At 59.7% G+C, this 21,508-nt stretch carries 17 protein-coding genes and 3 tRNA genes; 15 read left to right on the top strand and 5 right to left on the bottom strand.

Annotated elements, in window-relative coordinates:
- The first annotated feature begins 31 nt into the window (after nucleotides 1-31).
- Entirely contained in the window at nucleotides 32-493 is a 462-nt protein-coding gene (locus AACW18_RS20070) for a hypothetical protein (protein WP_042654338.1), read from the top strand.
- Nucleotides 494-631: 138 nt separating this feature from the next.
- On the opposite strand, the gene torA is transcribed toward AACW18_RS20070, so the two are convergent.
- Nucleotides 632-3,112, bottom strand: coding sequence for a trimethylamine-N-oxide reductase TorA (gene torA, locus AACW18_RS20065; RefSeq protein ID WP_218389658.1), 2,481 nt, complete (start codon nucleotides 3,110-3,112; stop codon nucleotides 632-634).
- A 22-nt stretch (nucleotides 3,113-3,134) separates the two neighbouring features.
- Complete coding sequence (locus AACW18_RS20060) at nucleotides 3,135-4,265, bottom strand: NapC/NirT family cytochrome c (RefSeq protein ID WP_218389657.1); 1,131 nt, start codon at nucleotides 4,263-4,265, stop codon at nucleotides 3,135-3,137.
- A 347-nt stretch (nucleotides 4,266-4,612) separates the two neighbouring features.
- Here AACW18_RS20060 and AACW18_RS20055 point away from each other — a divergent pair, with 347 nt between their 5' ends.
- Nucleotides 4,613-6,580: a DNA topoisomerase III gene (locus AACW18_RS20055; protein ID WP_218389656.1), complete on the top strand. Its 1,968-nt coding sequence runs from the start codon at nucleotides 4,613-4,615 to the stop codon at nucleotides 6,578-6,580.
- Nucleotides 6,581-6,641: 61 nt separating this feature from the next.
- Here the strand turns inward: AACW18_RS20055 and AACW18_RS20050 are convergent, their stop codons facing one another.
- The gene (locus AACW18_RS20050) at nucleotides 6,642-7,997 is read right to left on the bottom strand and encodes a TrkH family potassium uptake protein (RefSeq protein WP_218389655.1); all 1,356 of its coding nucleotides are present in this window, start codon (nucleotides 7,995-7,997) and stop codon (nucleotides 6,642-6,644) included.
- On the bottom strand, nucleotides 7,994-8,647 hold the full coding sequence (locus tag AACW18_RS20045; RefSeq protein ID WP_218292009.1) for a potassium channel family protein: 654 nt from the start codon (nucleotides 8,645-8,647) through the stop codon (nucleotides 7,994-7,996). Before AACW18_RS20045 ends, AACW18_RS20050 begins: the two co-directional genes overlap by 4 nt.
- 125 nt (nucleotides 8,648-8,772) lie before the next feature.
- Here AACW18_RS20045 and murB point away from each other — a divergent pair, with 125 nt between their 5' ends.
- On the top strand, nucleotides 8,773-9,810 hold the full coding sequence (gene murB / locus AACW18_RS20040) for a UDP-N-acetylmuramate dehydrogenase (RefSeq protein WP_218389654.1): 1,038 nt from the start codon (nucleotides 8,773-8,775) through the stop codon (nucleotides 9,808-9,810).
- Nucleotides 9,807-10,772 carry a bifunctional biotin--[acetyl-CoA-carboxylase] ligase/biotin operon repressor BirA gene (gene birA, locus AACW18_RS20035; protein WP_218389653.1) on the top strand — a complete coding sequence of 322 codons (966 nt, stop codon included), beginning with the start codon at nucleotides 9,807-9,809 and terminating at the stop codon, nucleotides 10,770-10,772. The genes murB and birA overlap by 4 nt, the downstream gene beginning before the upstream one ends.
- Nucleotides 10,773-10,856: 84 nt before the next feature.
- Here birA and coaA read toward each other — a convergent pair whose 3' ends face one another.
- Entirely contained in the window at nucleotides 10,857-11,795 is a 939-nt protein-coding gene (gene coaA / locus AACW18_RS20030) for a type I pantothenate kinase (protein WP_042654330.1), read from the bottom strand.
- 261 nt (nucleotides 11,796-12,056) lie between these two features.
- On the opposite strand from coaA, the gene AACW18_RS20025 reads away from it, so the two are divergent.
- The 11 genes from AACW18_RS20025 (at nucleotide 12,057) to rpoB (ending at nucleotide 21,424) form a co-directional block, all read left to right on the top strand.
- Nucleotides 12,057-12,141, top strand: a tRNA-Tyr gene (locus AACW18_RS20025).
- A gap of 38 nt (nucleotides 12,142-12,179) precedes the next feature.
- A tRNA-Gly gene (locus AACW18_RS20020) sits at nucleotides 12,180-12,254 on the top strand.
- Nucleotides 12,255-12,425: 171 nt separating this feature from the next.
- A complete protein-coding gene (gene tuf / locus AACW18_RS20015; RefSeq protein ID WP_126623228.1) occupies nucleotides 12,426-13,610 on the top strand; it encodes an elongation factor Tu in 1,185 nt (394 codons plus the stop codon).
- A gap of 52 nt (nucleotides 13,611-13,662) precedes the next feature.
- Nucleotides 13,663-13,739: transfer RNA gene (locus tag AACW18_RS20010), tRNA-Trp, on the top strand.
- 60 nt (nucleotides 13,740-13,799) lie between these two features.
- Nucleotides 13,800-14,171: a preprotein translocase subunit SecE gene (gene secE / locus AACW18_RS20005; protein WP_042654543.1), complete on the top strand. Its 372-nt coding sequence runs from the start codon at nucleotides 13,800-13,802 to the stop codon at nucleotides 14,169-14,171.
- A gap of 9 nt (nucleotides 14,172-14,180) precedes the next feature.
- Nucleotides 14,181-14,732: a transcription termination/antitermination protein NusG gene (nusG, locus tag AACW18_RS20000; RefSeq protein ID WP_033130103.1), complete on the top strand. Its 552-nt coding sequence runs from the start codon at nucleotides 14,181-14,183 to the stop codon at nucleotides 14,730-14,732.
- A gap of 134 nt (nucleotides 14,733-14,866) precedes the next feature.
- On the top strand, nucleotides 14,867-15,295 hold the full coding sequence (gene rplK / locus AACW18_RS19995) for a 50S ribosomal protein L11 (protein WP_016352267.1): 429 nt from the start codon (nucleotides 14,867-14,869) through the stop codon (nucleotides 15,293-15,295).
- A gap of 4 nt (nucleotides 15,296-15,299) precedes the next feature.
- On the top strand, nucleotides 15,300-16,001 hold the full coding sequence (rplA, locus tag AACW18_RS19990) for a 50S ribosomal protein L1 (protein ID WP_042654544.1): 702 nt from the start codon (nucleotides 15,300-15,302) through the stop codon (nucleotides 15,999-16,001).
- 257 nt (nucleotides 16,002-16,258) lie between these two features.
- Nucleotides 16,259-16,759: a 50S ribosomal protein L10 gene (rplJ, locus tag AACW18_RS19985; protein WP_042654545.1), complete on the top strand. Its 501-nt coding sequence runs from the start codon at nucleotides 16,259-16,261 to the stop codon at nucleotides 16,757-16,759.
- Between the two features lie 51 nt (nucleotides 16,760-16,810).
- The gene (gene rplL, locus AACW18_RS19980) at nucleotides 16,811-17,173 is read left to right on the top strand and encodes a 50S ribosomal protein L7/L12 (protein ID WP_042019315.1); all 363 of its coding nucleotides are present in this window, start codon (nucleotides 16,811-16,813) and stop codon (nucleotides 17,171-17,173) included.
- A gap of 222 nt (nucleotides 17,174-17,395) precedes the next feature.
- Nucleotides 17,396-21,424, top strand: coding sequence for a DNA-directed RNA polymerase subunit beta (gene rpoB, locus AACW18_RS19975; RefSeq protein WP_042654546.1), 4,029 nt, complete (start codon nucleotides 17,396-17,398; stop codon nucleotides 21,422-21,424).
- Nucleotides 21,425-21,508: the final 84 nt, after the last annotated feature.

Here is a 21,508-nt window from a genome sequence, read left to right as displayed (position 1 = left end):
GCTCTTGTTTTAAGGTGTAGGAAGGGTAGCAATGACTGACGATCCGTGGGCACTCTGTCATCTCGATGATTCGTTCGATGCCTCTGTGCTGGGCACCAAGGGGGCCCAGCTCCAGTGGTTTGAGGATCGGGAATCCCTGATCGAATTCTTGCTGGAAGACTTCGTCGAGTTGCTGGCCGATGCCGGCGAGCTGGATGAGGATCAGACCGCGAGCGCCCGTGAGCGCTTCACCCTGCTGGTGGAGCAGTGCGGCGATGATCGCGGCCTGATGGATGCCATCAACGATCTCGCCTCCGGCCTGCGCCGCATCGCCTGGCTGGGGCCGCTCTCCGAGCTGGCCGAGGTCAGCGACGACTTTGCCAGCGGGCTACGCGCCTTCTTCTGGACCCAGTATGACGGCGACGAGGATGACCCCGAGGCCTGGATACAGGAAGATCTCTGGCCCCAGCTGGTCGAATGTGCGGAAGAGTACATGGTAGAGGGAGACTTCTGAGTCATTCCATCCCCCTCTGGCCACCTCAGAGTGGAATGAGCGGAATAGTACAGGATGGAAGGGGCGGCTGAATCGTCCTGAGACAAACAATAAAAAACGGCGCCTCGAGGGCGCCGTTTTGGTTGGCCGACCGCCGACTCAGGCGTTGGCGGGGACCTCATGGGCGGTGTTGGGCAGCTCGGGCCCGCTGTACTTCTCGATCTGCAGCTGGGCCATGTGGCCGCAGTTGCCTTGCGCCAGGCTGGAGGAGCCTTCATCGAAGGTCAGGCAGTTGACGTTGCCGTTCTTGCAGATGGCGCCGACCTCGCCCGGCTTGGCCGGATCGAACCAGGCCCCCTCGCAGATCCGCACCACCCCCTGGCGAATGTCCTTCGACACCAGGGCGCCCACCAGGATCTGGCCGCGCTCGTTGAAGGCGCGCACCAGATCCCCGGCCTGGATGCCACGGGCCTTGGCATCGTCCGGGTGGATCAGGATGGCCTCCCGATCGGCGATGGCGAACTTGTCCCGCAGCGGGGTGTTGTCCAGCTGGGAGTGCAGTCGCTGGGTCGGGTGCGAGGTGTTCAGGGACAGCGGATAGCGGCTGGCCTGTTCGCCCTGGGCCCACTCCTTGGGCTCATACCACTTGGGATGACCAACACAATCGGCATAGCTCATGCCGGCGATGGCATTGGAGAAGATCTCTATCTTGCCGGACGGGGTGCCGAGCGGGTTGAGCAGCGGGTTGTCGCGAAAATCGGCGTGACGGATCCACTGACGGTTCGCCTCCGGGATGGGGAAGCGGATGTAGTTGTTGGACTCCCAGAACATGTTGAACGGCGGTAGCGCCACCTTGGCACCGCGGGCCTGGGCGGCCATGCCGTCGTACATCTGCTTGAGCCACAGGGTCTCGTCCTTGCCCTCGGTATAGGCCTCCTGCAGGCCGAGCTTGGCGGCGACGGCGCTGAAGATGTCGAAGTCGTTGCGCGACTCGTGCTGGGGCGGCACGCACTGGTGCATGGGGAAGACGTAACGCTGGGAGTAGTCACCCCCCATCTCGAGATCGTTGCGCTCGTAGCTGGTGGTCACCGGCAGCACTATGTCGGCGTGCTTGGCGGTGGCGGTCCAGTAGGGCTCGTGCACTATCACCGTCTGCGGCTTGCGCCAGGCCTGCAGCAGGTTGTTGGTGTCCTGATGGTGGTGGAAGGGGTTGCCGCCTGCCACGTAGACCAGTTTGACATCCGGGTAGGTCAGCTTGCGGCCGTTGAAGTCGATGGTCTTGCCGGGGTTGGCCAGGCAGTCGGCGATGCGGGCCACCGGGATGGGCGCCGGACTGTTCTGCGGCGCCGTCCCGGCCGAGATGCCTGCCAATATGCCGCCCTTGGCGGTGGGGCTGCCGCCGGATGAGTAGTGATAACTGAAGCCATAGCCGCCCCCCGGCAGGCCGATCTGGCCCAGCATGGCGGCCAGGGTGACCAGCATCCAGTTCGGCTGCTCGCCGTGATGCTGACGCTGCATGCCCCAGCCCGCCATGATCATGGTGCGCTTGGAGGCCATGTCGAGGGCCAGCTGGCGGATCACCTTGGCCTCGACCCCACAGACGGTGGAAGCCCAGTCGGCGCTCTTCGGCTGACCGTCGTCCTTGCCGAGCAGGTAGTCGAGGAACTTGTCGAAGCCGACGGTGTAGCGCTCGAGGAAGGCCTGATCGTGCTTCTTCTCGCTATAGAGGGTATGAGCCACCCCCAGCATCATGGCCACATCGGTGTAGGCGTTCGGGGCAATCCACTCGGCGTTGGCCAGCTTGGCGGTCTCGTTGTAGACGGGATCTATGCTGATGATGCGGGTGCCCTTCTCCTTCAACGCCTTGAAGCCTGCCTGGCCCTCGTGATCCGGCATGTTCCAGCTGTTCTTCAGGGTCACCTGGGCGTTGACCCCCCACAGCACCACCAGTTCCGCATGTTCCACCACGTTCGGCCAGGCGGTCTGCTGCTCGTACACCTCGATGGAGCCCATCACGTGGGACATGATCACCTGGGCCGCGCCGGTGGAGTAGTCGCCGGCATAGCCGGTGAAGCCACCGGCCAGGTTCATCAGCCGATGCAGCAGGGTGCGGCTGTTGTGGAACATGCCGACACTCTTCCAGCCGTAGGAGCCGGCGTGGATGGCCTGGGGGCCGAACTCGCCCTGCACCCGCTTGATCTCGCCGGCGACCAGCGCTATGGCCTGGTCCCAGCTCACCCGCACCCACTCGTCGGCGCCGCGCAGCTCGGGCCTGGCGCCCGGGCCATGCTCCAGCCAGCTCTTGCGCACCATGGGGTACTTGATGCGGTTCTTGGCATGGACCTGGAACGGCGCCATGTCGATGAGATCGTTCGGTGCCGGATCGTCGGCCACCGGCTGCACGCGGATCATGCGGCCATCGGCGACTATGGCTTCAAAGGCACCCCAGTGGGCGCCGGTCAGTATGCCCTTCTGGGCCGGTACCAGAGTCGGGAACTGTTCAAGCGCCGTGCTGATGGCTTGCGCCAGGGCGTGCTTCGGGAACAGGCCGGCGAGCAGCGGCAGGGCGGCACAGGCCCCCAGTCCCTTGAGCAGGCTGCGGCGGGACAGATTGGTCTGTTGGTCATTGAAAAAAGTCATATCGAATTCCTCTGTTCCAGCCTTAGTGTGCCGCGCTCATGTCACTGGCGTGTTTTTGCACGTATTGGGTCAGCATGCGGGCCTGCTCCGGGGTAAGAGAGGTGCGTGATTCCATGCCCTTGATGACGCCGATCCACTGGTTGGCGTTGAAGTGATCCAGCGCGGTCAGGCCGTGGCAGCCGGTGCAGTTGTTGGACATCAGGGTGGAGGCGTATTGCCACAGCTTGCCCTGATCGCCGATGAGCTGGCGCTGATCCACCCAGGCGGTCAGCTTGACCTGATGCCAGGTGAGGTTGGTGGCGCTGTCGGTCTCGCTCTTGCCGGTGACCAGCGCCTGCTTGGCGGCGTCGCCGACCAGCACGCTCAGGATGCGCTTGCCGGGGGCGGCGTAGAACACCTCGCTCACCCCGTCCTGCTGCCAGCCTTCGATCCGTACCTGGGCGCGACCGTTGTCGTTGGCCAGGATCTCGACTTGCGTCGATGGCATCAGGGTGCCTTCGTCGGTCTTGGCGGCAGCATCGAGGAATAGCGGAGTGGTGGCGATGGCGTAGCGAGTGGTGACCGTCGCCGGGGTCTGGGCGGCGGCCGCCGCCAGTTCACTGGCGCCGGCGGCGGCCAGGCCACTCATGTCCGGCATGATATGGGCGACCCCGCGGTGACAGTCGATGCAGGTCTGGCCCTCCTTGATGGCGACCGGGTGCTCGGCGCGGGCGTTGGGACGCTGGGCCAGGATGTCCATGGCGGCGTAGCTGTGGCAGCTGCGGCAGGTGGCGGAGTCATTGGCCTTGAGCTGATCCCAGACGGTCTGGGCCATGCGCAGCTTGTGCTCCTCATACTTCTGGGGGCTGTCCAGGGTGCCGAGGGCCTCGTGGTAGATATCCTTCACGGCGCGGATCTTGGTCCACAGATAGGAGCCGGGGTCATTGGGGATGTGGCAGTCGGCGCACTCGGCCCGGATCCCCTTCACGTTCTGGAAGTGCACGCTGCCCTGATATTCGGCCAGCGGTGTCTGCATGGAGTGGCAGGAGACACAGAACTCGGTGGAGCTGGTCTTGTGCAGCACTGTGACGGTGACTCCCAGCGCCGCGACGCCCAGCAGGGCCCCGAGCAGCAGGAGCCAGAACCAGGTCTTTCTCAACATTTTTCCAAGCATGGCGGCAGTTCCCTACGATCAAATATTACCAATATAGTAGTAGTCTTGGCGGATGAGGGGTTGACCTCGATTATGGTTTTTATTCTTTAAATGTGGTTTTTTTCGTTTTAAATTCCATTTAAGTTTTTATGTATGAATTTAAATCAAATTCTAGTTGTTAACTTTGTTAGTTTAGCCTTATTTGGCACCCTTTAAATCATCAAATCCGCACGAGTCATGCTGGAAACGGCTCTGACTCGACGTTTTGCTCTCAGGTATGACAGCCGGGCTCTGAATGGACAGGTGTTGGGCTTTGCGAAAGGCTCGATATATACTGTTTGCATATACAGTGATCAGGTTTGTCAGTCATGCGACTCTTTATTGCCGAGAAGCCCAGCCTGGGCCGCGCCATCGCCGATGCCCTGCCCAAGCCCCACAAGAAGGGAGAGGGCTTTATCGAGACAGCTCAGGGCGACGTGGTGACCTGGTGCATCGGCCACCTGCTGGAGCAGGCCGAGCCCGATGCCTATGACGCCGCCTACAAGCAGTGGCGCATGGAGCAGCTCCCCATCATTCCCGGCCAGTGGCAGCTGGTGGCCAAGCCCAAGACCAGGGCCCAGCTAACCGTCATCAAGCGGCTGATCAAGCAGGCCGACTGCGTGGTGAATGCCGGCGATCCGGACAGGGAGGGGCAGTTGCTGGTGGACGAGGTGATCGACTTTCTCGGCTATCCCAAGACCAAGCCGGTGCAGCGCTGCCTCATCAGCGACCTCAACCCGCCGGCGGTGCGCCGGGCCCTCGACAAGCTGCGGGACAACAAGGAGTTCGTGCCGCTGGCGGTCTCGGCGCTGGCGCGCAGCCGTGCCGACTGGCTCTATGGCATCAACATGACCCGGGCCTACACCCTGCTCGGGCGCAAGGGGGGTTGTAGCGAGCTGTTGTCGGTCGGCCGGGTGCAGACCCCGCTGCTGGGGCTGGTGGTGCGGCGGGATCTGGAGATCGATGCCTTCGTGCCCAAACCCTTCTTCGAGGTGCTGGCCCATGTGGTGACCGAGGGCAACGAGCGGTTCGGCACCAAGTGGTTGCCGTCCGAGGCCTGCGCCCCCTGGCAGGATGAGGAGGGTCGGGTGCTGAACCGGGCCTTGGCCGCCAAGGTGGTGGAGCGGATCAAAGGTCAGCCTGCCCAGGTGGAGGAGGTCGAGGAGCAGGCCCGCAAGCAGACGGCGCCACTGCCCTACAACCTCTCCAGCCTGCAGATCGATGCCGCCAAGCGCTTCGGCATGGATGCCAAGCGGGTGCTGGATGTCTGCCAGGCACTCTACGAGCGTCACAAGCTTATCACCTACCCCAGATCCGACAGCCGGCACCTGCCGAGCGATCACTTCAGCCGGGCCCCTCAGGTGCGCGACGCCATAGCCGCGACCGCGCCGGCCCTGGCGAAGGCGGTGAGCGAGGCGGATGGCAAGATCCGCAGCAAGGCCTGGAACGACAGCAAGGTCGATGCTCACCACGCCATCATCCCCACCGAGAAGCGGGGCAACGAGGCCAGTCTCTCCGCCGAGGAGGGCAAGATCTATGGCCTGATCGCCCGCCAGTATCTGCTGCAGTTCTACCCGCCGTTCGAGTACAACGACAGCAAAGTGCTGCTGCGCATCGCCGGGGGCCTGTTCCAGGCCAAGGCCAGGCGCATCCTCAAGGCTGGCTGGAAGGCGCTGCTGGGGGTGGAAGAGGACGATGAGGAGGAGGCGGGGAGCTTGCCCGCCCTGCGCCAGGGCGAGCAGTTGCAGTGTGAACGGGGCGAGTTGCTGGAGAAGATGACCCAGGCGCCCAAGTCGTTCACCGACGCCACCCTGCTTGCCGCCATGACCGGCATCGCCCGCCATGTGCAGGATCCCGAAATCCGCAAGACCCTGCGCGAGACCGATGGCCTCGGTACCGAGGCGACCCGGGCCGGCATCATAGATCTGCTGTTCAAGCGGCGCTTCCTGGTGCGCCAGGGCAAGAGCATCAAGGCCACCCCCACCGGGCGGGCGCTGATCCTGGCGCTGCCCGCCAGCGCTACCACCCCGGATATGACGGCGCTGTGGGAGCAGCACCTCGGCCAGATCGCCGAACGTCACGCCAGTTACCAGCAGTTCATGGGGCCGCTCACCGAGCAGCTGCATGAGTTGATTGAGGGGGCGAGGCAGGACTCCGGCGCCAGCTTCAGCGCCCTGCCCAAGGCGGCCGCGGGCGCCGACAAACGCCGCTTCAGCCGCAAGGGGAGCACGAGCAGTGCCGGCGGCAGCTCCCGCAAGAGCGTGGCCAAACGTCCGGCCAGGGGCAAGGTGGCCTGAGCCGTGGATGCACAGGAAAAAAGAAAGGGGCCATGGGCCCCTTTCTCGCATCTATGGAAGATTAGCCCGTATAGACCCCCTCTTCCGGGTAGCGGATCCGGGTCTCGCTCGGTCTGGCCAGCATGAGGGCCAGGGTGAGGGGGCCGAGACGGCCACAGATCATCACCAGCACCAGGATGCACTTGCCGGGTTCGCTCAACTCGGCGGTGATGCCGGTGGTGAGCCCCACGGTGGCAAAGGCCGAGATGGTCTCGAACATGATCTTGTCGAAGGGTTGTGACTCGGTGATCATCAACAGGAACATGGCCAGCATCAGCACCATGGTGCTGACGATGATGATGGCCAGCGAGCGGGTCACTATCTGGGGTGACAGGGTGCGGCCGAACGCGGTGACATGGGGCCGCTTGGTCAGGAAGGCCTTGGTGGCCAGCAGCACCACGGCGAAGGTGGTTACCTTGATGCCGCCCCCGGTGGAGGTGGCGCCGGCGCCGATGAACATCAGCATCATCATGAACAGCAGGGCCGCAGGGGTCATCAAGCCGATGTCGATGGTGTTGAAGCCCGCCGTCCGCGCCGTGGCGGACTGGAAGAAGGCCGCCAACAGCTGGCCGCCAATGCCGGCGTTGCCGAGGGTGCCTGGGTTGTTGTGCTCAAGCAGCCAGAACATCAGGGTTCCGGCCAGCAACAGCGCCGGGGTCATCAGCAGCATCAGCTTGCTGTGCAGCTTCAGCTTGCGCCAGCGCCGGTTGCGTACCAGATCGACGATGACGGTGAAGCCGATCCCGCCGAGGATCAGCAGACCGGCGATGGTCAGGCTGATGATGGGATCATCCCGATAGCTGATCAGATTGTTGGCAAACAGCGAGAAGCCGGCGTTATTGAAGGCGGACACCGCATGGAAGAAGCTGACATAGAGGCCGTGGGCCCAGCCCATCTCCGGCACCCAGCGAATGGCCATGAGGCCGGTGCCGATCAGCTGGGCTACCAGGGCGAACAGCACTATGCGCTTCACCAGCTGGATGATGTTGACCGAGCCCTCCTGACCCAGTGCCTCCTTGGCCAGCACCTGCTGGCGCAGGCCGACCCGCTTGCTGAACATGGCGATCAGCAGCAGGGTCATGGTCATCTGGCCAAGGCCGCCGATCTCCATCAGCATCAGCAGGAAGATCTGCCCCTGCAGGGTGAAGGCGGTGCCGGTATCCACCACCCCGAGGCCGGTCACGCTGATGGCCGAGGTGGCGGTGAACAGGGCGTTGACGAAGGTGACTTCGCCCTTGTGGCTGGAGGGCTGGACCAGGAACAGGGTGCCGATCAACAGGATGACGAGGAAACTGCCGAGGATCAGCCTGGCTTCGCTCCAGCGGGAGTCGGCATCCCGATGCAGGGCAAAGGCATAGCTGCTGCGCCAGTTGATCATAGGGTGTCGAGCCAGTGATCGATGGCATGCTTGTTACCGGCCAGGATCAGGATGTCGCCCAGTTGCAGCTCCATCTTGCCGGTCAGTACGTTGTGCAGCACCTGGCCGCGCTTGATGGCCAGCAACTGCAGTTCGGTCTGCTGCAACAGGTGCAGGTCGGCCAGGGTACGGCCATTTTGCGCCAGGCCGATGACAAACTCGGTCAGCACCATGTCGTGGCCCAGCTCCAGGTAGTCGAACAGGCGGTTGTCCAGCATGCTCTGGGCGACCCGGCGCCCCATGTCCCACTCCGGGTTGATCACCTTGTCGGCGCCTACCTTCTGCAGGATCTTGGCGTGAAACTTGTCGCGCGCCTTGACCCACACCTTCTTCACCCCCGCCTCCTTCAGCACGAGCGTGGTGAGAATGCTGGTCTCCAGGTTGTCACCTATGGCGACGAAGACGATGTCGAAGTTGGCCAGGCCGAGCTCGGCGACGGTAGCCTCATCGGTGGCATCGGCGACGATGACATGATTGCACAGGGTGGCGATCTGACGGGTTCTGACCTCGTCGATGTCGATCGCCAGTACCTCGGCATCCTGCCGTTGCAACTCTTCGCACAGGGCGCTGCCGAACAGGCCGAGGCCTATGACGGCAAATTGGTTGTTCATTTATGCTTCCTCAGAGGGCTGAAGGAGTTACTCTACCCCAGCAGATTGAGTCCGAAAAGTGCCTGGATTTTTCGTCCCGCGGGATCTGGGGTAAACTGCCCGCTTGCTCTTGTCGGGACACGCAGATGAAACTCACCCCCCACGCCCCCTTGTTGACCCTCAACACCCTGGCCCTCGATGCCCATTGCCTCTGGCTGGCAGAGGTGACCCGGCTCGATGACCTCAGATCCTTGATGGCCAACCCCGAGCTGAATGCCCTGCCACGCCTGGTGCTGGGGGGTGGGAGCAATATCCTGTTCTGCAATGACTTTGCCGGTCTGGTGGTGCTCAACCGCCTGCAGGGCATCGAGCTGCAGGAGGAGGGCGACCACTGGCTGCTGCACGTGGCGGCGGGGGAGGAGTGGCACCAGCTGGTGCGCCACGCCCTGCAGCAGGGTTGGCATGGGCTGGAGAATCTGGCGTTGATCCCGGGCACTGTCGGTGCCGCCCCGGTGCAGAACATCGGCGCCTACGGCGTCGAGCTGGCCGACTTCTGTGCCTATGTGGAGGCATTCAACTGGCAGACGGGCGAGGTGGAGCGCATCCAGGCCGCCGACTGCCAGTTCGGCTATCGCGACAGCATCTTCAAGCACGCCTGCCAGGATTCCCACTTCATTACCGCCGTCGGTCTGCGCCTGCCCAAGGCCTGGCAGCCGGTGTTGGGGTATGGCCCGCTCGCGGCGCTAGGTGAAGACCCCACGGCGCAGGCCATCTTCGACACCGTCTGCGCCACCCGCATGGCCAAGCTGCCGGATCCGGCCGTGCTCGGCAATGCCGGCAGCTTCTTCAAGAACCCCCTGGTCAGCCTGGCGCAGGCCGAGCGGCTCAAGCTGCAGCACCCGCAACTGCCGGTCTATCCCGCCGGGGAGGGGCAGGCCAAGTTGGCGGCGGGCTGGCTCATCGATCAGTGCGGTCTCAAGGGCTTCGCCATCGGCCGCGCCGCTGTGCACCAGCAGCAGGCTCTGGTGCTGGTGAACCTCGGCGGGGCCAGCGCCATGGAGCTGATCGCCCTGGCGGCCCATGTGCGCGACAGTGTAGAGCAGCGCTTCGGCGTCTTGCTGGAGCACGAGGTGCGCTTCATGGGGCTCACCGGCGAGACCTGGCTCGACGAGGTGCTGGCATGAGCCTCACCCCCATCAGACAGACCCTGATCAACCTGCTCAGCGATGGTCAGTTCCACTCCGGTGAGCAGCTCGGCGAGCAGCTCGGCATCAGCCGGGCGGCGGTGAGCAAGCACATGGCCGCCCTCAAGGATCTCGGGCTGGACCTGTTCAGCCTGACCGGCAAGGGCTATCGGCTGGCGGTGCCCATGGCGCTGTACGATCAGGCGCAGCTGCAGACCCTGGCTCCCATGGCGCCGGTGCACTGCTTCTCGGTGATCGACTCCACCAACCAGCATCTGCTGGAGCGGGTGAGCCGGCTTCAGTCCGGCGAGAGCTGCCTGGCGGAGTGCCAGACCGCCGGTCGTGGCCGTCGTGGCAAGCCCTGGGTCTCCCCCTTCGGCTGCCAGCTGATCCTGAGCATGTACTGGCGGCTCGAGCAGGGCATGGCGGCGGCCATGGGGCTGAGCCTGGCGGTCGGGGTGGCCGTGGTGGAGGCGCTGGAGTCACTCGGTTATCCGGGCGTCGAGCTGAAGTGGCCGAACGACCTCTACTATCAGGGCCGCAAGCTGGCGGGCATCTTGGTGGAGATGAGCGGCAGCGCCGGTGCCAGCTGCCATCTGGTGATCGGCATAGGCCTCAACCTGGCGATGCCGGCCCGGCAGGGGGAGAAGATCGATCAGGCCTGGTCCGAACTGCGCCACGTCCAACCCGAACTGGTGGATCGCAATCAACTGGCGGCCTGCGTGCTCCTGTACCTGCAACGGGCCATGCAGACCTTCGAGCAGAGCGGCCTGGCCAGCTTCGTCGACAGCTGGAACCGGCTCGACTACTTTGCCGGCCGGCCGGTGCGGTTGCTGATGGGGGAGCAGGAGATCCGTGGCATCGCCCGCGGCATCGACGATCGTGGCGCGCTGCGGTTGGAGACGGACGAGGGGATCAAATACTACCTGGGGGGCGAGATCTCCCTGCGGCGCGGGGACTGAGTCAGGGACTGGGCCTGGCCTGCGACCACAATAGCAAAGGGGGCCTGAGGGGCCCCTTTGCTTGTCCGCCGTTGGCGCCTGCCATCACTTTCGCAGCTTGATCTGCTCGATGGCGTGTTCGTGACCCTTGGTCAGGATCAGGTTGGCCCGTTCCCGGGTCGGCAGGATGTTCTCTTTCAAATTCAGATAGTTGATGTCTTGCCATATGTTGCTGGCAATCTCGGTGGCTTCACTCTCCGCCAGCTTGGCGTAGTGATGGAAGTAGGAGTCCGGATCCGAGAAGGCACCGCTGCGGAACTTGAGGAAGCGATCTATGTACCAGGTGCGCAGCAGCTCGGCATCGGCATCCACATAGATGGAGAAGTCGACAAAATCTGACACGAAGACCCGGTGGGGTTCCTGCGGGTAATCCATGCCGCTCTGCAGTACGTTCAGCCCTTCCAGGATCAGGATGTCTGGTTGCTCCACCACCTTCTTCTCATCCGGCAGTATGTCGTAGATGAGGTGGGAGTAAACGGGGGCCTCGACCTTCTCGTGGCCGGCGCGAATATTGGCGACAAACTCCACCAGGTGGCGGATGTCGTAGGACTCCGGGAAGCCCTTGCGGCGCATCAGCCCGCGCTCCTCCAGCTCCTTGTTGGGATACAGGAAGCCATCCGTGGTGACCAGCTCGACGCGCGGATGCTCGGGCCAGCGTTCCAGCAGCGCCTGCATGATGCGGGCCGTGGTGCTCTTGCCCCCCGCCACGCTGCCGGCGATGCTGATGATGTAGGTGCCCTTGCCACGGGACTGGCCGAGGAACTGCTCCAGCACCCGGCTGCGGCGCTGCTTGGCCTTGACGTAGAGATTGAGCAGGCGGGAGAGGGGCAGATAGATCTCTTCTACCTCGCGCAATGACACCTTCTCGTTGATCCCGCGCAGGGTATGCAGGTCGGTTTCGGTCAGGGTCAGGGGGACTGCATCGCGCAATAACGCCCATTGTTCGCGGGTGAATTGCAAATAGGGGTTATGCTCTGTCGTCATGATGTCATCACTGTTTCTTGGGCAGGGCGACCATACACCAAGGGATCGGGAGCGACAAGTGACGCATCCGGTTCGAACGGGGAAGGAGGCTTTTTTTGCATGGATCCCTGCAATAATGCACTTTTTGCAGGGTGCAATGGTTGCATCCCCAAAATCCTTACAATAAAATGCGCGACGCTTAGATGTCTGTCGTCTATTTGCCCGGCAAAAGCGACAAAACAACGGGTGCAAGCAGAATTACCGTTGTGGCATTGAGGTACCGGAGGGGTTCCCGAGCGGCCAAAGGGATCAGACTGTAAATCTGACGGCTCTGCCTTCGAAGGTTCGAATCCTTCTCCCTCCACCATATTTCTCTGCGGTTTGAGTTCTTTGGGTTAGAGAAATGCGGGCATCGTATAATGGCTATTACCTCAGCCTTCCAAGCTGATGATGCGGGTTCGATTCCCGCTGCCCGCTCCAAGATGCTGATATGGCTCAGGTGATACTGAGAGCCACACCCTAGGGTGTGTTCGGCAATCGAACCTGCCTGCCAGCACCAGCCTCTATTCCCACCAGATTCAAATCCATCATATAAACTGTTCTGTGGTTAGCTTGCCACCGCGTACTCAGCGTTAGTTTAGAGGGACGATCATGTCTAAAGAAAAATTTGAGCGTAATAAACCGCACGTTAACGTGGGTACCATCGGCCACGTTGACCACGGTAAAACCACCCTGACCGCCGCCATCACCAACGTGCTGGCCAAGCACTTCGGTGGTAAAGCTTTCGCCTTCGACCAGATCGACAAGGCGCCGGAAGAGCGTGAGCGTGGTATCACCATCAACACCTCCCACGTAGAATACGACACCGCTGCCCGTCACTACGCCCACGTAGATTGCCCGGGTCACGCCGACTACGTTAAAAACATGATCACCGGTGCTGCCCAGATGGACGGCGCGATCCTGGTAGTAGCTGCGACTGACGGCCCGATGCCGCAGACTCGTGAGCACATCCTGCTGGGTCGTCAGGTTGGTATCCCGTACATGATCGTGTTCATGAACAAGTGCGACATGGTCGACGACGAAGAGCTGCTTGAGCTGGTCGAGATGGAAGTTCGCGAACTGCTGACCGAATACGACTTCCCGGGTGATGACCTGCCGGTAGTCCGTGGTTCCGCGCTGAAAGCGCTGGAAGGCGACGCTGCTTGGGAAGAGAAAATCATCGAGCTGGCTAACCACCTGGATACCTATATCCCGGAGCCGGAGCGTGCAATCGACCTGCCGTTCCTGATGCCTATCGAAGACGTCTTCTCCATCGCTGGCCGTGGTACCGTAGTAACCGGTCGTGTTGAGCGCGGTATCGTTAAAGTCGGTGAGACCGTCGAAATCGTCGGTATCAAAGATACCGTGACCACCACCTGTACCGGTGTAGAAATGTTCCGCAAGCTGCTGGACGAAGGTCGTGCCGGTGAGAACGTTGGCGCCCTGCTGCGTGGCGTGAAGCGTGAAGACGTAGAGCGTGGTCAGGTACTGGCCAAGCCGGGCTCCATCAAGCCGCACACCAAGTTCGAATCTGAAGTGTACGTACTGTCCAAAGAAGAAGGTGGTCGTCATACCCCGTTCTTCAAGGGCTACCGTCCTCAGTTCTACTTCCGTACTACCGACGTGACCGGTACCATCGAACTGCCGGAAGGCGTTGAAATGGTAATGCCAGGCGACAACATCAAAATGGTTGTTACCCTGATCGCACCGATCGCGATGGACGACGGCCTGCGTTTCGCCATCCGTGAAGGTGGCCGTACCGTAGGTGCTGGTGTTGTAGCCAGCGTAATCGCGTAATCTTGGCTTACATAAATAAAGCGAAGCCCCTATAATAGGGGCTTTCTTATGCAGGGGCGTAGTTCGAATTGGTAGAACAGCGGTCTCCAAAACCGATGGTTGCGGGTTCGAGTCCTGCCGCCCCTGCCATATACCTCGTCTCGTACGGGGCTTTTGTGTCTTTGGTTACGTCAGATACAGGTGGGTTGTATGAGTGTTAGTTCTGAGGGACAGGGCGGAAACAAGGATACCCTGCTTTGGGGTCTGGTTTTCATCATCCTGGCGGCCGCTGTAGTGGGTAATTACCTGCTGCACGATGTTGTCGCAGCCGTCCGCGCCCTGGGTGTGGTCGTTGTCATCGCCGCTGCTGGTGCAGTGGCCCTGCAAACCACCAAAGGTAAGGCAACACTGGCATTTGCTCGTGAGTCGCGCCTGGAAGTCCGCAAGGTCGTATGGCCGACCCGTCAGGAAGCCATTCAGACAACCCTGATTGTGCTGGCGGTGACCGCCGTGATGGGGCTTTTGCTGTTCCTTCTGGACGGTGCCTTGGTCTGGTTGGTCAACTTGATTACCGGTGTGTAAGGATAAGCCATGACTGAACAACGTGAACAACGTATGAGATGGTATGTCGTGCAGGCATTTTCCGGCTATGAAGGTCGGGTTGCCAAATCCCTGCGTGAACATATCAAGATGCATGGCATGGAAGAGATGTTTGGCGAAGTGCTGGTCCCGACCGAAGAAGTGGTCGAGATGCGTGCTGGCCAGAAGCGCAAGAGTGAGCGCAAATTTTTCCCGGGTTATGTCCTGGTGCAGATGCTGATGGATGAAACCACCTGGCACCTGGTGCGTAACGTACCGCGCGTGATGGGTTTCATCGGCGGTACTTCAGATCGCCCAGCTCCTATCTCCGATAAGGAAGCAGATGCCATTCTCAATCGTCTGCAAGATGCCCATGACAAGCCGCGGCCGAAAACCCTGTTTGAACCGGGTGAGATGGTGCGGGTTGCCGATGGTCCGTTTGCCGACTTCAACGGTACTGTTGAAGAGGTGGACTACGAGAAGAGTCGCGTGAAGGTCTCGGTACTGATCTTCGGTCGCTCAACGCCGGTAGAACTGGATTTTGGTCAGGTCGAAAAGGGCTGATTAAAGTCTGTACGTTTAACGGTTGTCAGGGGCAGCGAATATCTCTATAATTCGCTGCCCCTTTATTTGTTGGGGAGCCGTTTGCAGGAGCATGTCTCCGAGGCGCTAGAACCCATTTTTGAGGTATTTTCGTAATGGCTAAGAAAGTCACAGCTTATATCAAGCTGCAAGTTAAGGCTGGCAGTGCTAACCCCAGCCCTCCCGTTGGTCCTGCGCTGGGTCAGCACGGTGTCAACATCATGGAATTCTGTAAGGCGTTCAACGCTCGTACAGAGAAGCTGGAAAAAGGCTCACCGACTCCGGTCGTGATCACCGTTTACAGTGACCGTTCCTTCACCTTCGAAACCAAGACTCCGCCTGCTTCCTTCCTGCTGAAGAAAGCCGCTGGTATCCAGTCTGGTTCCGCCAAGCCGAACAAAGACAAAGTTGGTAAGGTGACTGTTGCTCAGCTGCAAGAAATCGCCAAGACCAAAGAGCCGGACATGACTGGTGCCGATCTGGATGCAAAAGTACGTTGCATCGCAGGCTCCGCTCGTTCCATGGGCCTGGTAGTGGAGGATTAAGACAATGGCAAAACTTTCCAAGCGTATGCGCGTTATTCGCGAAAAAGTTGACGGTACCAAAGAGTACTCCATCAACGAAGCCATTGCCCTGCTGAAAGAACTGGCGACCGCCAAGTTCGTTGAAAGCGTTGACGTTGCCGTTAACCTGGGTATCGATGCTCGTAAATCCGACCAGAACGTACGTGGTGCTACTGTACTGCCGCACGGTACCGGTCGTGACATCCGTGTCGCCGTATTCACCCAGGGTGCCAACGCCGAAGCCGCCAAGGCTGCCGGTGCTGAACTGGTTGGTATGGATGACCTGGCCGAGCTGGTCAAGAAAGGCGAGATGAACTTCGACGTCGTGATCGCATCCCCGGATGCCATGCGCGTTGTTGGTCAACTGGGCCAGATCCTGGGCCCGCGTGGCCTGATGCCTAACCCGAAAGTGGGTACCGTGACCCCGAACGTTGCTGAAGCTGTGAAGAATGCTAAAGCCGGTCAGGTTCGTTACCGCAATGACAAGAATGGTATCATCCATACCACTCTGGGTAAGGTTTCTTTCGACGAAGTTCAGCTGAAAGAAAACTTGGAAGCTCTGCTGGTTGCTCTGAAAAAGGGCAAACCCTCTTCCGCCAAAGGTATCTTCATCAAGAAAGTCAGCATCTCCACCACCATGGGTGCCGGTGTTGCCGTAGACCAAGCTTCTCTGGAAGCTCAGGGCTAATTGATGGATTTTACAAGGCGCAAAATTTAATCTATAATTTTGCGCCTTGATTGGTTGGGGGTTTCGACCTCCGTCCAAGACCGCAGGTGGCCGCATGGCCTTAATCCTTCCTGCGTAGACGGTGCCGGACACCCAGCGAGAAAGTTTTCTTTCTCTTCTGGAATCCTGCTACCGCATCGTTCCCCTCTGTTGTGAAGGTAGGGGGGATGTGTCAGTACTGAGTCATGAGACTCAGATTCAATCCAGGAGTTAAGCCAATGGCATTGGGACTCGAAGACAAAAAGGCAATTGTTGCTGAAGTCAACGAAGCTGCCAAAGGCGCTCTGTCTGCAGTTGTAGCCGATTCTCGCGGTGTGACTGTTGACAAGATGACCGTCCTGCGTAAATCCGCTCGTGAAGCCGGTGTGTACATGCGCGTTGTGCGTAACACCCTGCTGCGTCGCGCGGTAGAGGGCACCGAATTCGGTTGCCTGAACGACGTATTGACTGGTCCTACCTTGATTGCTTTCTCTAACGAACACCCGGGCGCTGCCGCTCGTCTGTTCAAAGAGTTTGCCAAAGCGAACCAAAAGTTCGAAATCAAGGCTGGCGCTTTTAACGGTGAGTTTATCGCCGCAGCACAAATTGATCGTCTGGCCACGCTGCCGACCTACGACGAAGCGATTTCGAAGTTGATGGCTACCATGAAGGAAGCCTCTGCTGGCAAGCTGGTTCGTACTATCGCTGCTGTTCGCGACCAGAAACAAGCTGCTGCTTGATTCTCGCCTATTTAGGCTGTTTGAGTTTATTCAACATCAGGAATTTTTGTCATGTCTATCACTAAAGACCAAATCATCGAAGCCGTTGCTTCCATGTCCGTAATGGAAGTTGTTGAGCTGATCGAAGCAATGGAAGAGAAGTTCGGTGTTTCTGCCGCTGTTGCTGTAGCTGCCGGTCCGGCCGCTGAAGCAGTAGAAGAGAAGACCGAGTTCGACGTAGTTCTGACTGCTGCTGGCGCCAACAAAGTTGCCGTCATCAAGGCCGTTCGTGCTGCCACCGGTCTGGGCCTGAAAGAAGCCAAGGACCTGGTAGAAGCTGCACCGACCAACCTGAAAGAAGCCATCTCCAAAGATGAAGCTGAAGCTCTGAAGAAGCAGCTTGAAGAAGCTGGTGCTTCTGTTGAGATCAAATAATCTGCATTTATGTAGATTAGCCTGATAAAACAGGCTAGGGCTGGTGAATATTTGTTCACCAGCCTTTTTGCGCTGTAGACTGAGAGCATTTCACACCGTTTACGACTCTCGGTGCACCAGCAATCCGGACCGTATCATCGTCCGGGCCAACACAAAACGGTGTTGAGACAGAGCTGTCCTGCGGGACAGAGTGGGTCACTTATCAGCGAGCTGAGGAACCCTATGGTTTACTCTTATACCGAAAAAAAACGCATTCGTAAGGACTTCGGTAAGCGAGACCAGGTACTGGACACGCCTTATTTGTTGTCCATTCAGCTGGACTCCTTCAAGCAGTTCATCGAGGCTGACCCGGAAGGTGAATACGGCCTAGAGGCCGCTTTCCGTAGCGTTTTCCCGATCACCAGTTACTCCGGTAGTGCTGAGCTTCAGTATGTCAGCTATCGCCTGGGTGAGCCGGTATTTGACGTAAAAGAATGCCAGATCCGTGGAGTGACCTACTCCGCGCCGCTGCGTGTCAAGCTTCGTATGGTTCTGTACGACCGTGAAGCAGCTGCCGGCACCGTCAAAGACATCAAGGAACAAGAAGTTTACATGGGCGAAATCCCGCTCATGACCGAAAACGGCACCTTTGTTATCAATGGTACCGAGCGGGTCATCGTCTCCCAGCTGCACCGCAGCCCGGGCGTCTTCTTCGACCATGATAAAGGCAAAACACATTCATCCGGTAAGGTACTGTATAACGCCCGCGTTATCCCCTACCGTGGCTCCTGGCTGGACTTCGAGTTCGATGCAAAAGACAACCTGTTTGTCCGTATCGACCGTCGTCGTAAATTGCCGGCATCCATTATTCTGCGCGCCCTGGACTTCGGTTCCGAACAGATTCTGGCCACCTTCTTCGAGACCATCGGTTTCGAGGTTAAAGATGGCAAGTTGATGATGGACCTGGTGCCCGAGCGCCTGCGTGGTGAGACTGCGACCTTCGACATCATCGCCAATGGCGCCGTGGTGGTTGAAACCGGTCGTCGGGTAACCGCGCGCCACATCCGTCAGTTGGAAAAAGACGCCATCACCCAGATTGAGGTGCCGGTGGAGTATGTTGTTGGCAAAGTTGCAGCCAAGAACTACGCACATCCGCAGACTGGCGAAGTGGTCGTGACTGCCAACCAGGCGCTGAGCCTGGAAGCGGTTGCCAACCTGTCCCAAGCCGGCTTCAAGCACTTCGAGGTTCTGTTCACCAACGAACTGGATCACGGTGCTTACATGTCCGAGACCCTGCGCATCGACTCCAGCTCCACCCGTTTGGAAGCGCTGGTCGAGATCTACCGCATGATGCGTCCGGGCGAGCCGCCCACCCGCGAAGCGGCTGAGCAGCTGTTCGAGAACCTGTTCTTCTCTTCCGAGCGTTACGACCTGTCTACCGTGGGTCGGATGAAGTTCAACCGCCGTCTGGGTCGTGAAGATGAGACCGGCGTAGGTGTGCTGACCAAAGACGACATCGTCGAGGTCATGAAGCGCCTGATCGACATCCGTAACGGCAATGACGAGGTGGACGATATCGACCACCTGGGTAACCGTCGTATCCGTTCTGTCGGTGAAATGGCCGAGAACCAGTTCCGTGTCGGTCTGGTGCGTGTCGAGCGTGCGGTCAAGGAGCGTCTCTCTCTGGGCGACCTGGACACCCTGATGCCGCAGGATCTGATCAACGCCAAGCCGATCTCCGCCGCGGTCAAAGAGTTCTTCGGTTCCAGCCAGCTGTCCCAGTTCATGGACCAGAACAACCCGCTGTCCGAAGTGACCCACAAGCGTCGTATTTCCGCGCTGGGCCCGGGTGGTCTGACCCGTGAGCGTGCCGGCTTCGAAGTTCGAGATGTACACCCGACTCACTACGGTCGTCTGTGCCCTATCGAAACTCCGGAAGGTCCGAACATCGGTCTGATCAACTCGCTGTCCGTGTATTCCCGCACCAACGAGTACGGTTTCCTCGAGACCCCGTACCGCAAGGTCATCGACGGTGTGATCACCGACGAAGTGGATTACCTGTCTGCAATCGAAGAAGGCAAGTACGTGATCGCTCAGGCTAACGCCGCGACCTCCGAAGATGGCCGTCTGAAAGATGAGTTGATCCCGTGCCGCCATAAGGGTGAATCCACCTTTATGAACGCCGACCAGATCCAGTACATGGACGTGAGCCCGCAACAGATCGTCTCTGTGGCTGCTGCTCTGATCCCGTTCCTGGAACACGATGATGCTAACCGAGCCCTGATGGGTTCGAACATGCAACGTCAAGCCGTACCGACTCTGCGTGCTGACAAGCCGCTGGTAGGTACCGGTATGGAACGCGCCGTGGCCGTCGACTCCGGGGTAACCGTAGTGGCCAAGCGTGGCGGCATGATCGACTACGTCGATGCCTCCCGTATCGTTATCAAGGTCAATGAAGATGAGCTGCTGCCAGGCGAAGCCGGCATCGACATCTACAGCCTGACCAAGTACACCCGTTCCAACCAGAACACCTGTATCAACCAGCGTCCTTGCGTGATGTTGGGTGAGCCGGTGATGGCGGGCGACGTGGTCGCTGACGGTCCGTCTACCGATCTGGGCGAACTGGCGCTGGGCCAAAACCTGCGCGTCGCGTTCATGCCGTGGAACGGTTACAACTTCGAAGATTCGATCTTGGTAAACGAGCGCGTGGTACAGGAAGATCGCCTGACCACCATCCATATCCAGGAACTGGCCTGTATCTCCCGTGACACCAAGCTGGGTCCGGAAGAGATCACTGCCGACATCCCGAACGTGGGTGAAGCCGCTCTGTCCAAGCTGGACGAGTCCGGTATCGTCTACGTGGGTGCCGAAGTGAAGGGCGGCGACATTCTGGTTGGTAAGGTAACACCCAAGGGTGAAACCCAGCTGACGCCGGAAGAGAAGCTGCTGCGTGCCATCTTCGGTGAGAAGGCCTCCGATGTGAAGGACTCCTCCCTGCGTGTGCCGAACGGTGTGTACGGTACCGTGGTTGACGTGCAAGTCTTTACCCGCGATGGCGTGGAAAAAGACAAGCGCGCCAAAGAAATCGAAGAGATGCAGCTGAAGGAAGCGAAGAAGGACTTGACCGAAGAGTTCAAGATCCTGGAAGACGGCATCTTCGGCCGCTCCCGCAACCTGCTGCTGGCCGCCGGTTACAGCGAAGATCGTCTGAACAAGCTGGATCGTTCCAAGTGGTTTGAGTTGGCCATCGAAGATGAAGCCAAACAGATCGAACTGGAGCAGATCGGCGAGCAGCACATCGAGCTGAAAGCCGACTTCGACAAGAAGTTCGAGAACAAGCGTCGCAAGATTATCCAGGGTGATGATCTGGCGCCGGGCGTACTGAAAATCGTCAAGGTTTACCTGGCAGTCAAGCGTCGCATCCAACCGGGTGACAAGATGGCGGGCCGTCACGGTAACAAGGGTGTTATCTCCAAGATCTGCCCGGTCGAGGATATGCCCCATGACGAGTTCGGCCGTCCGGTCGACATCGTACTGAACCCGCTGGGTGTACCGTCCCGTATGAACATCGGTCAGATCCTCGAAGTGCATCTGGGCCTCGCGGCCAAGGGCATCGGCGAGAAGATCGACCGCATGATCAAAGATCAGCGCGAGCTGCACGAGATGCGTGAATTCCTGCAACAGGTCTATGACCTGGGCGAGAAAGACACCCAGCAAGTGAACATCGCCGAGCTGTCTGACGACGACGTACGTACCCTTGCGGGTAACCTGCGTAAGGGTCTGCCAGTTGCTACACCTGTCTTTGATGGTGCCAAAGAGCACGAAATCAAGGCCCTGCTGAAGCTGGCCGATCTGCCGGAATCCGGTCAGATCTCCTTGTTCGACGGTCGTACCGGTAACACTTTCGAGCGTAAGGTCACCGTGGGTTACATGTACATGCTCAAGCTGAACCACTTGGTAGACGACAAGATGCATGCGCGTTCTACCGGCTCCTACAGCCTGGTTACCCAGCAGCCGCTGGGTGGTAAGGCACAGTTTGGTGGTCAGCGGTTCGGTGAGATGGAAGTGTGGGCCCTGGAGGCTTACGGTGCGGCATATACCCTGCAGGAAATGCTGACCGTCAAGTCTGACGATGTGAATGGCCGTACCAAGATGTACAAGAACATCGTGGATGGCGACCACCGTATGGAGCCGGGCATGCCCGAATCCTTCAACGTATTGCTGAAGGAAATTCGCTCTCTGGGTATCAACATCGAGCTGGACGAAGAGTAAGAGCTCGCTCTTATTGTTCGAGAATTGACGTGGGCGCCCCGCTGCTTTGGCAGTTGGGGCGCCGAGGTTAGACTCCTGACAGGG

Origin of the sequence: Aeromonas sp. sia0103 (assembly GCF_963895295.1) — a bacterium.
Taxonomy (GTDB): Bacteria; Pseudomonadota; Gammaproteobacteria; order Enterobacterales; family Aeromonadaceae; genus Aeromonas; species Aeromonas encheleia.
Note: the sequence above shows the minus strand (reverse complement) of the source record. Positions and strands in the feature narration are given on the sequence as shown.

What these genes read in the sequence shown, in the direction of transcription:
- rplK (WP_016352267.1), top strand. Translation starts at nt 14,867, where the DNA reads ATGGCTAAGAAAGTCACAGCTTATATCAAGCTGCAAGTTAAGGCTGGC.
- tuf (WP_126623228.1), top strand. Translation starts at nt 12,426, where the DNA reads ATGTCTAAAGAAAAATTTGAGCGTAATAAACCGCACGTTAACGTGGGT.
- coaA (WP_042654330.1), bottom strand. Translation starts at nt 11,795, where the DNA reads ATGACGACAGAGCATAACCCCTATTTGCAATTCACCCGCGAACAATGG.
- torA (WP_218389658.1), bottom strand. Translation starts at nt 3,112, where the DNA reads ATGACTTTTTTCAATGACCAACAGACCAATCTGTCCCGCCGCAGCCTG.
- secE (WP_042654543.1), top strand. Translation starts at nt 13,800, where the DNA reads ATGAGTGTTAGTTCTGAGGGACAGGGCGGAAACAAGGATACCCTGCTT.
- murB (WP_218389654.1), top strand. Translation starts at nt 8,773, where the DNA reads ATGAAACTCACCCCCCACGCCCCCTTGTTGACCCTCAACACCCTGGCC.
- rplJ (WP_042654545.1), top strand. Translation starts at nt 16,259, where the DNA reads ATGGCATTGGGACTCGAAGACAAAAAGGCAATTGTTGCTGAAGTCAAC.
- AACW18_RS20060 (WP_218389657.1), bottom strand. Translation starts at nt 4,265, where the DNA reads ATGCTTGGAAAAATGTTGAGAAAGACCTGGTTCTGGCTCCTGCTGCTC.
- nusG (WP_033130103.1), top strand. Translation starts at nt 14,181, where the DNA reads ATGACTGAACAACGTGAACAACGTATGAGATGGTATGTCGTGCAGGCA.
- birA (WP_218389653.1), top strand. Translation starts at nt 9,807, where the DNA reads ATGAGCCTCACCCCCATCAGACAGACCCTGATCAACCTGCTCAGCGAT.
- AACW18_RS20045 (WP_218292009.1), bottom strand. Translation starts at nt 8,647, where the DNA reads ATGAACAACCAATTTGCCGTCATAGGCCTCGGCCTGTTCGGCAGCGCC.
- rpoB (WP_042654546.1), top strand. Translation starts at nt 17,396, where the DNA reads ATGGTTTACTCTTATACCGAAAAAAAACGCATTCGTAAGGACTTCGGT.
- rplA (WP_042654544.1), top strand. Translation starts at nt 15,300, where the DNA reads ATGGCAAAACTTTCCAAGCGTATGCGCGTTATTCGCGAAAAAGTTGAC.
- rplL (WP_042019315.1), top strand. Translation starts at nt 16,811, where the DNA reads ATGTCTATCACTAAAGACCAAATCATCGAAGCCGTTGCTTCCATGTCC.
- AACW18_RS20070 (WP_042654338.1), top strand. Translation starts at nt 32, where the DNA reads ATGACTGACGATCCGTGGGCACTCTGTCATCTCGATGATTCGTTCGAT.
- AACW18_RS20055 (WP_218389656.1), top strand. Translation starts at nt 4,613, where the DNA reads ATGCGACTCTTTATTGCCGAGAAGCCCAGCCTGGGCCGCGCCATCGCC.
- AACW18_RS20050 (WP_218389655.1), bottom strand. Translation starts at nt 7,997, where the DNA reads ATGATCAACTGGCGCAGCAGCTATGCCTTTGCCCTGCATCGGGATGCC.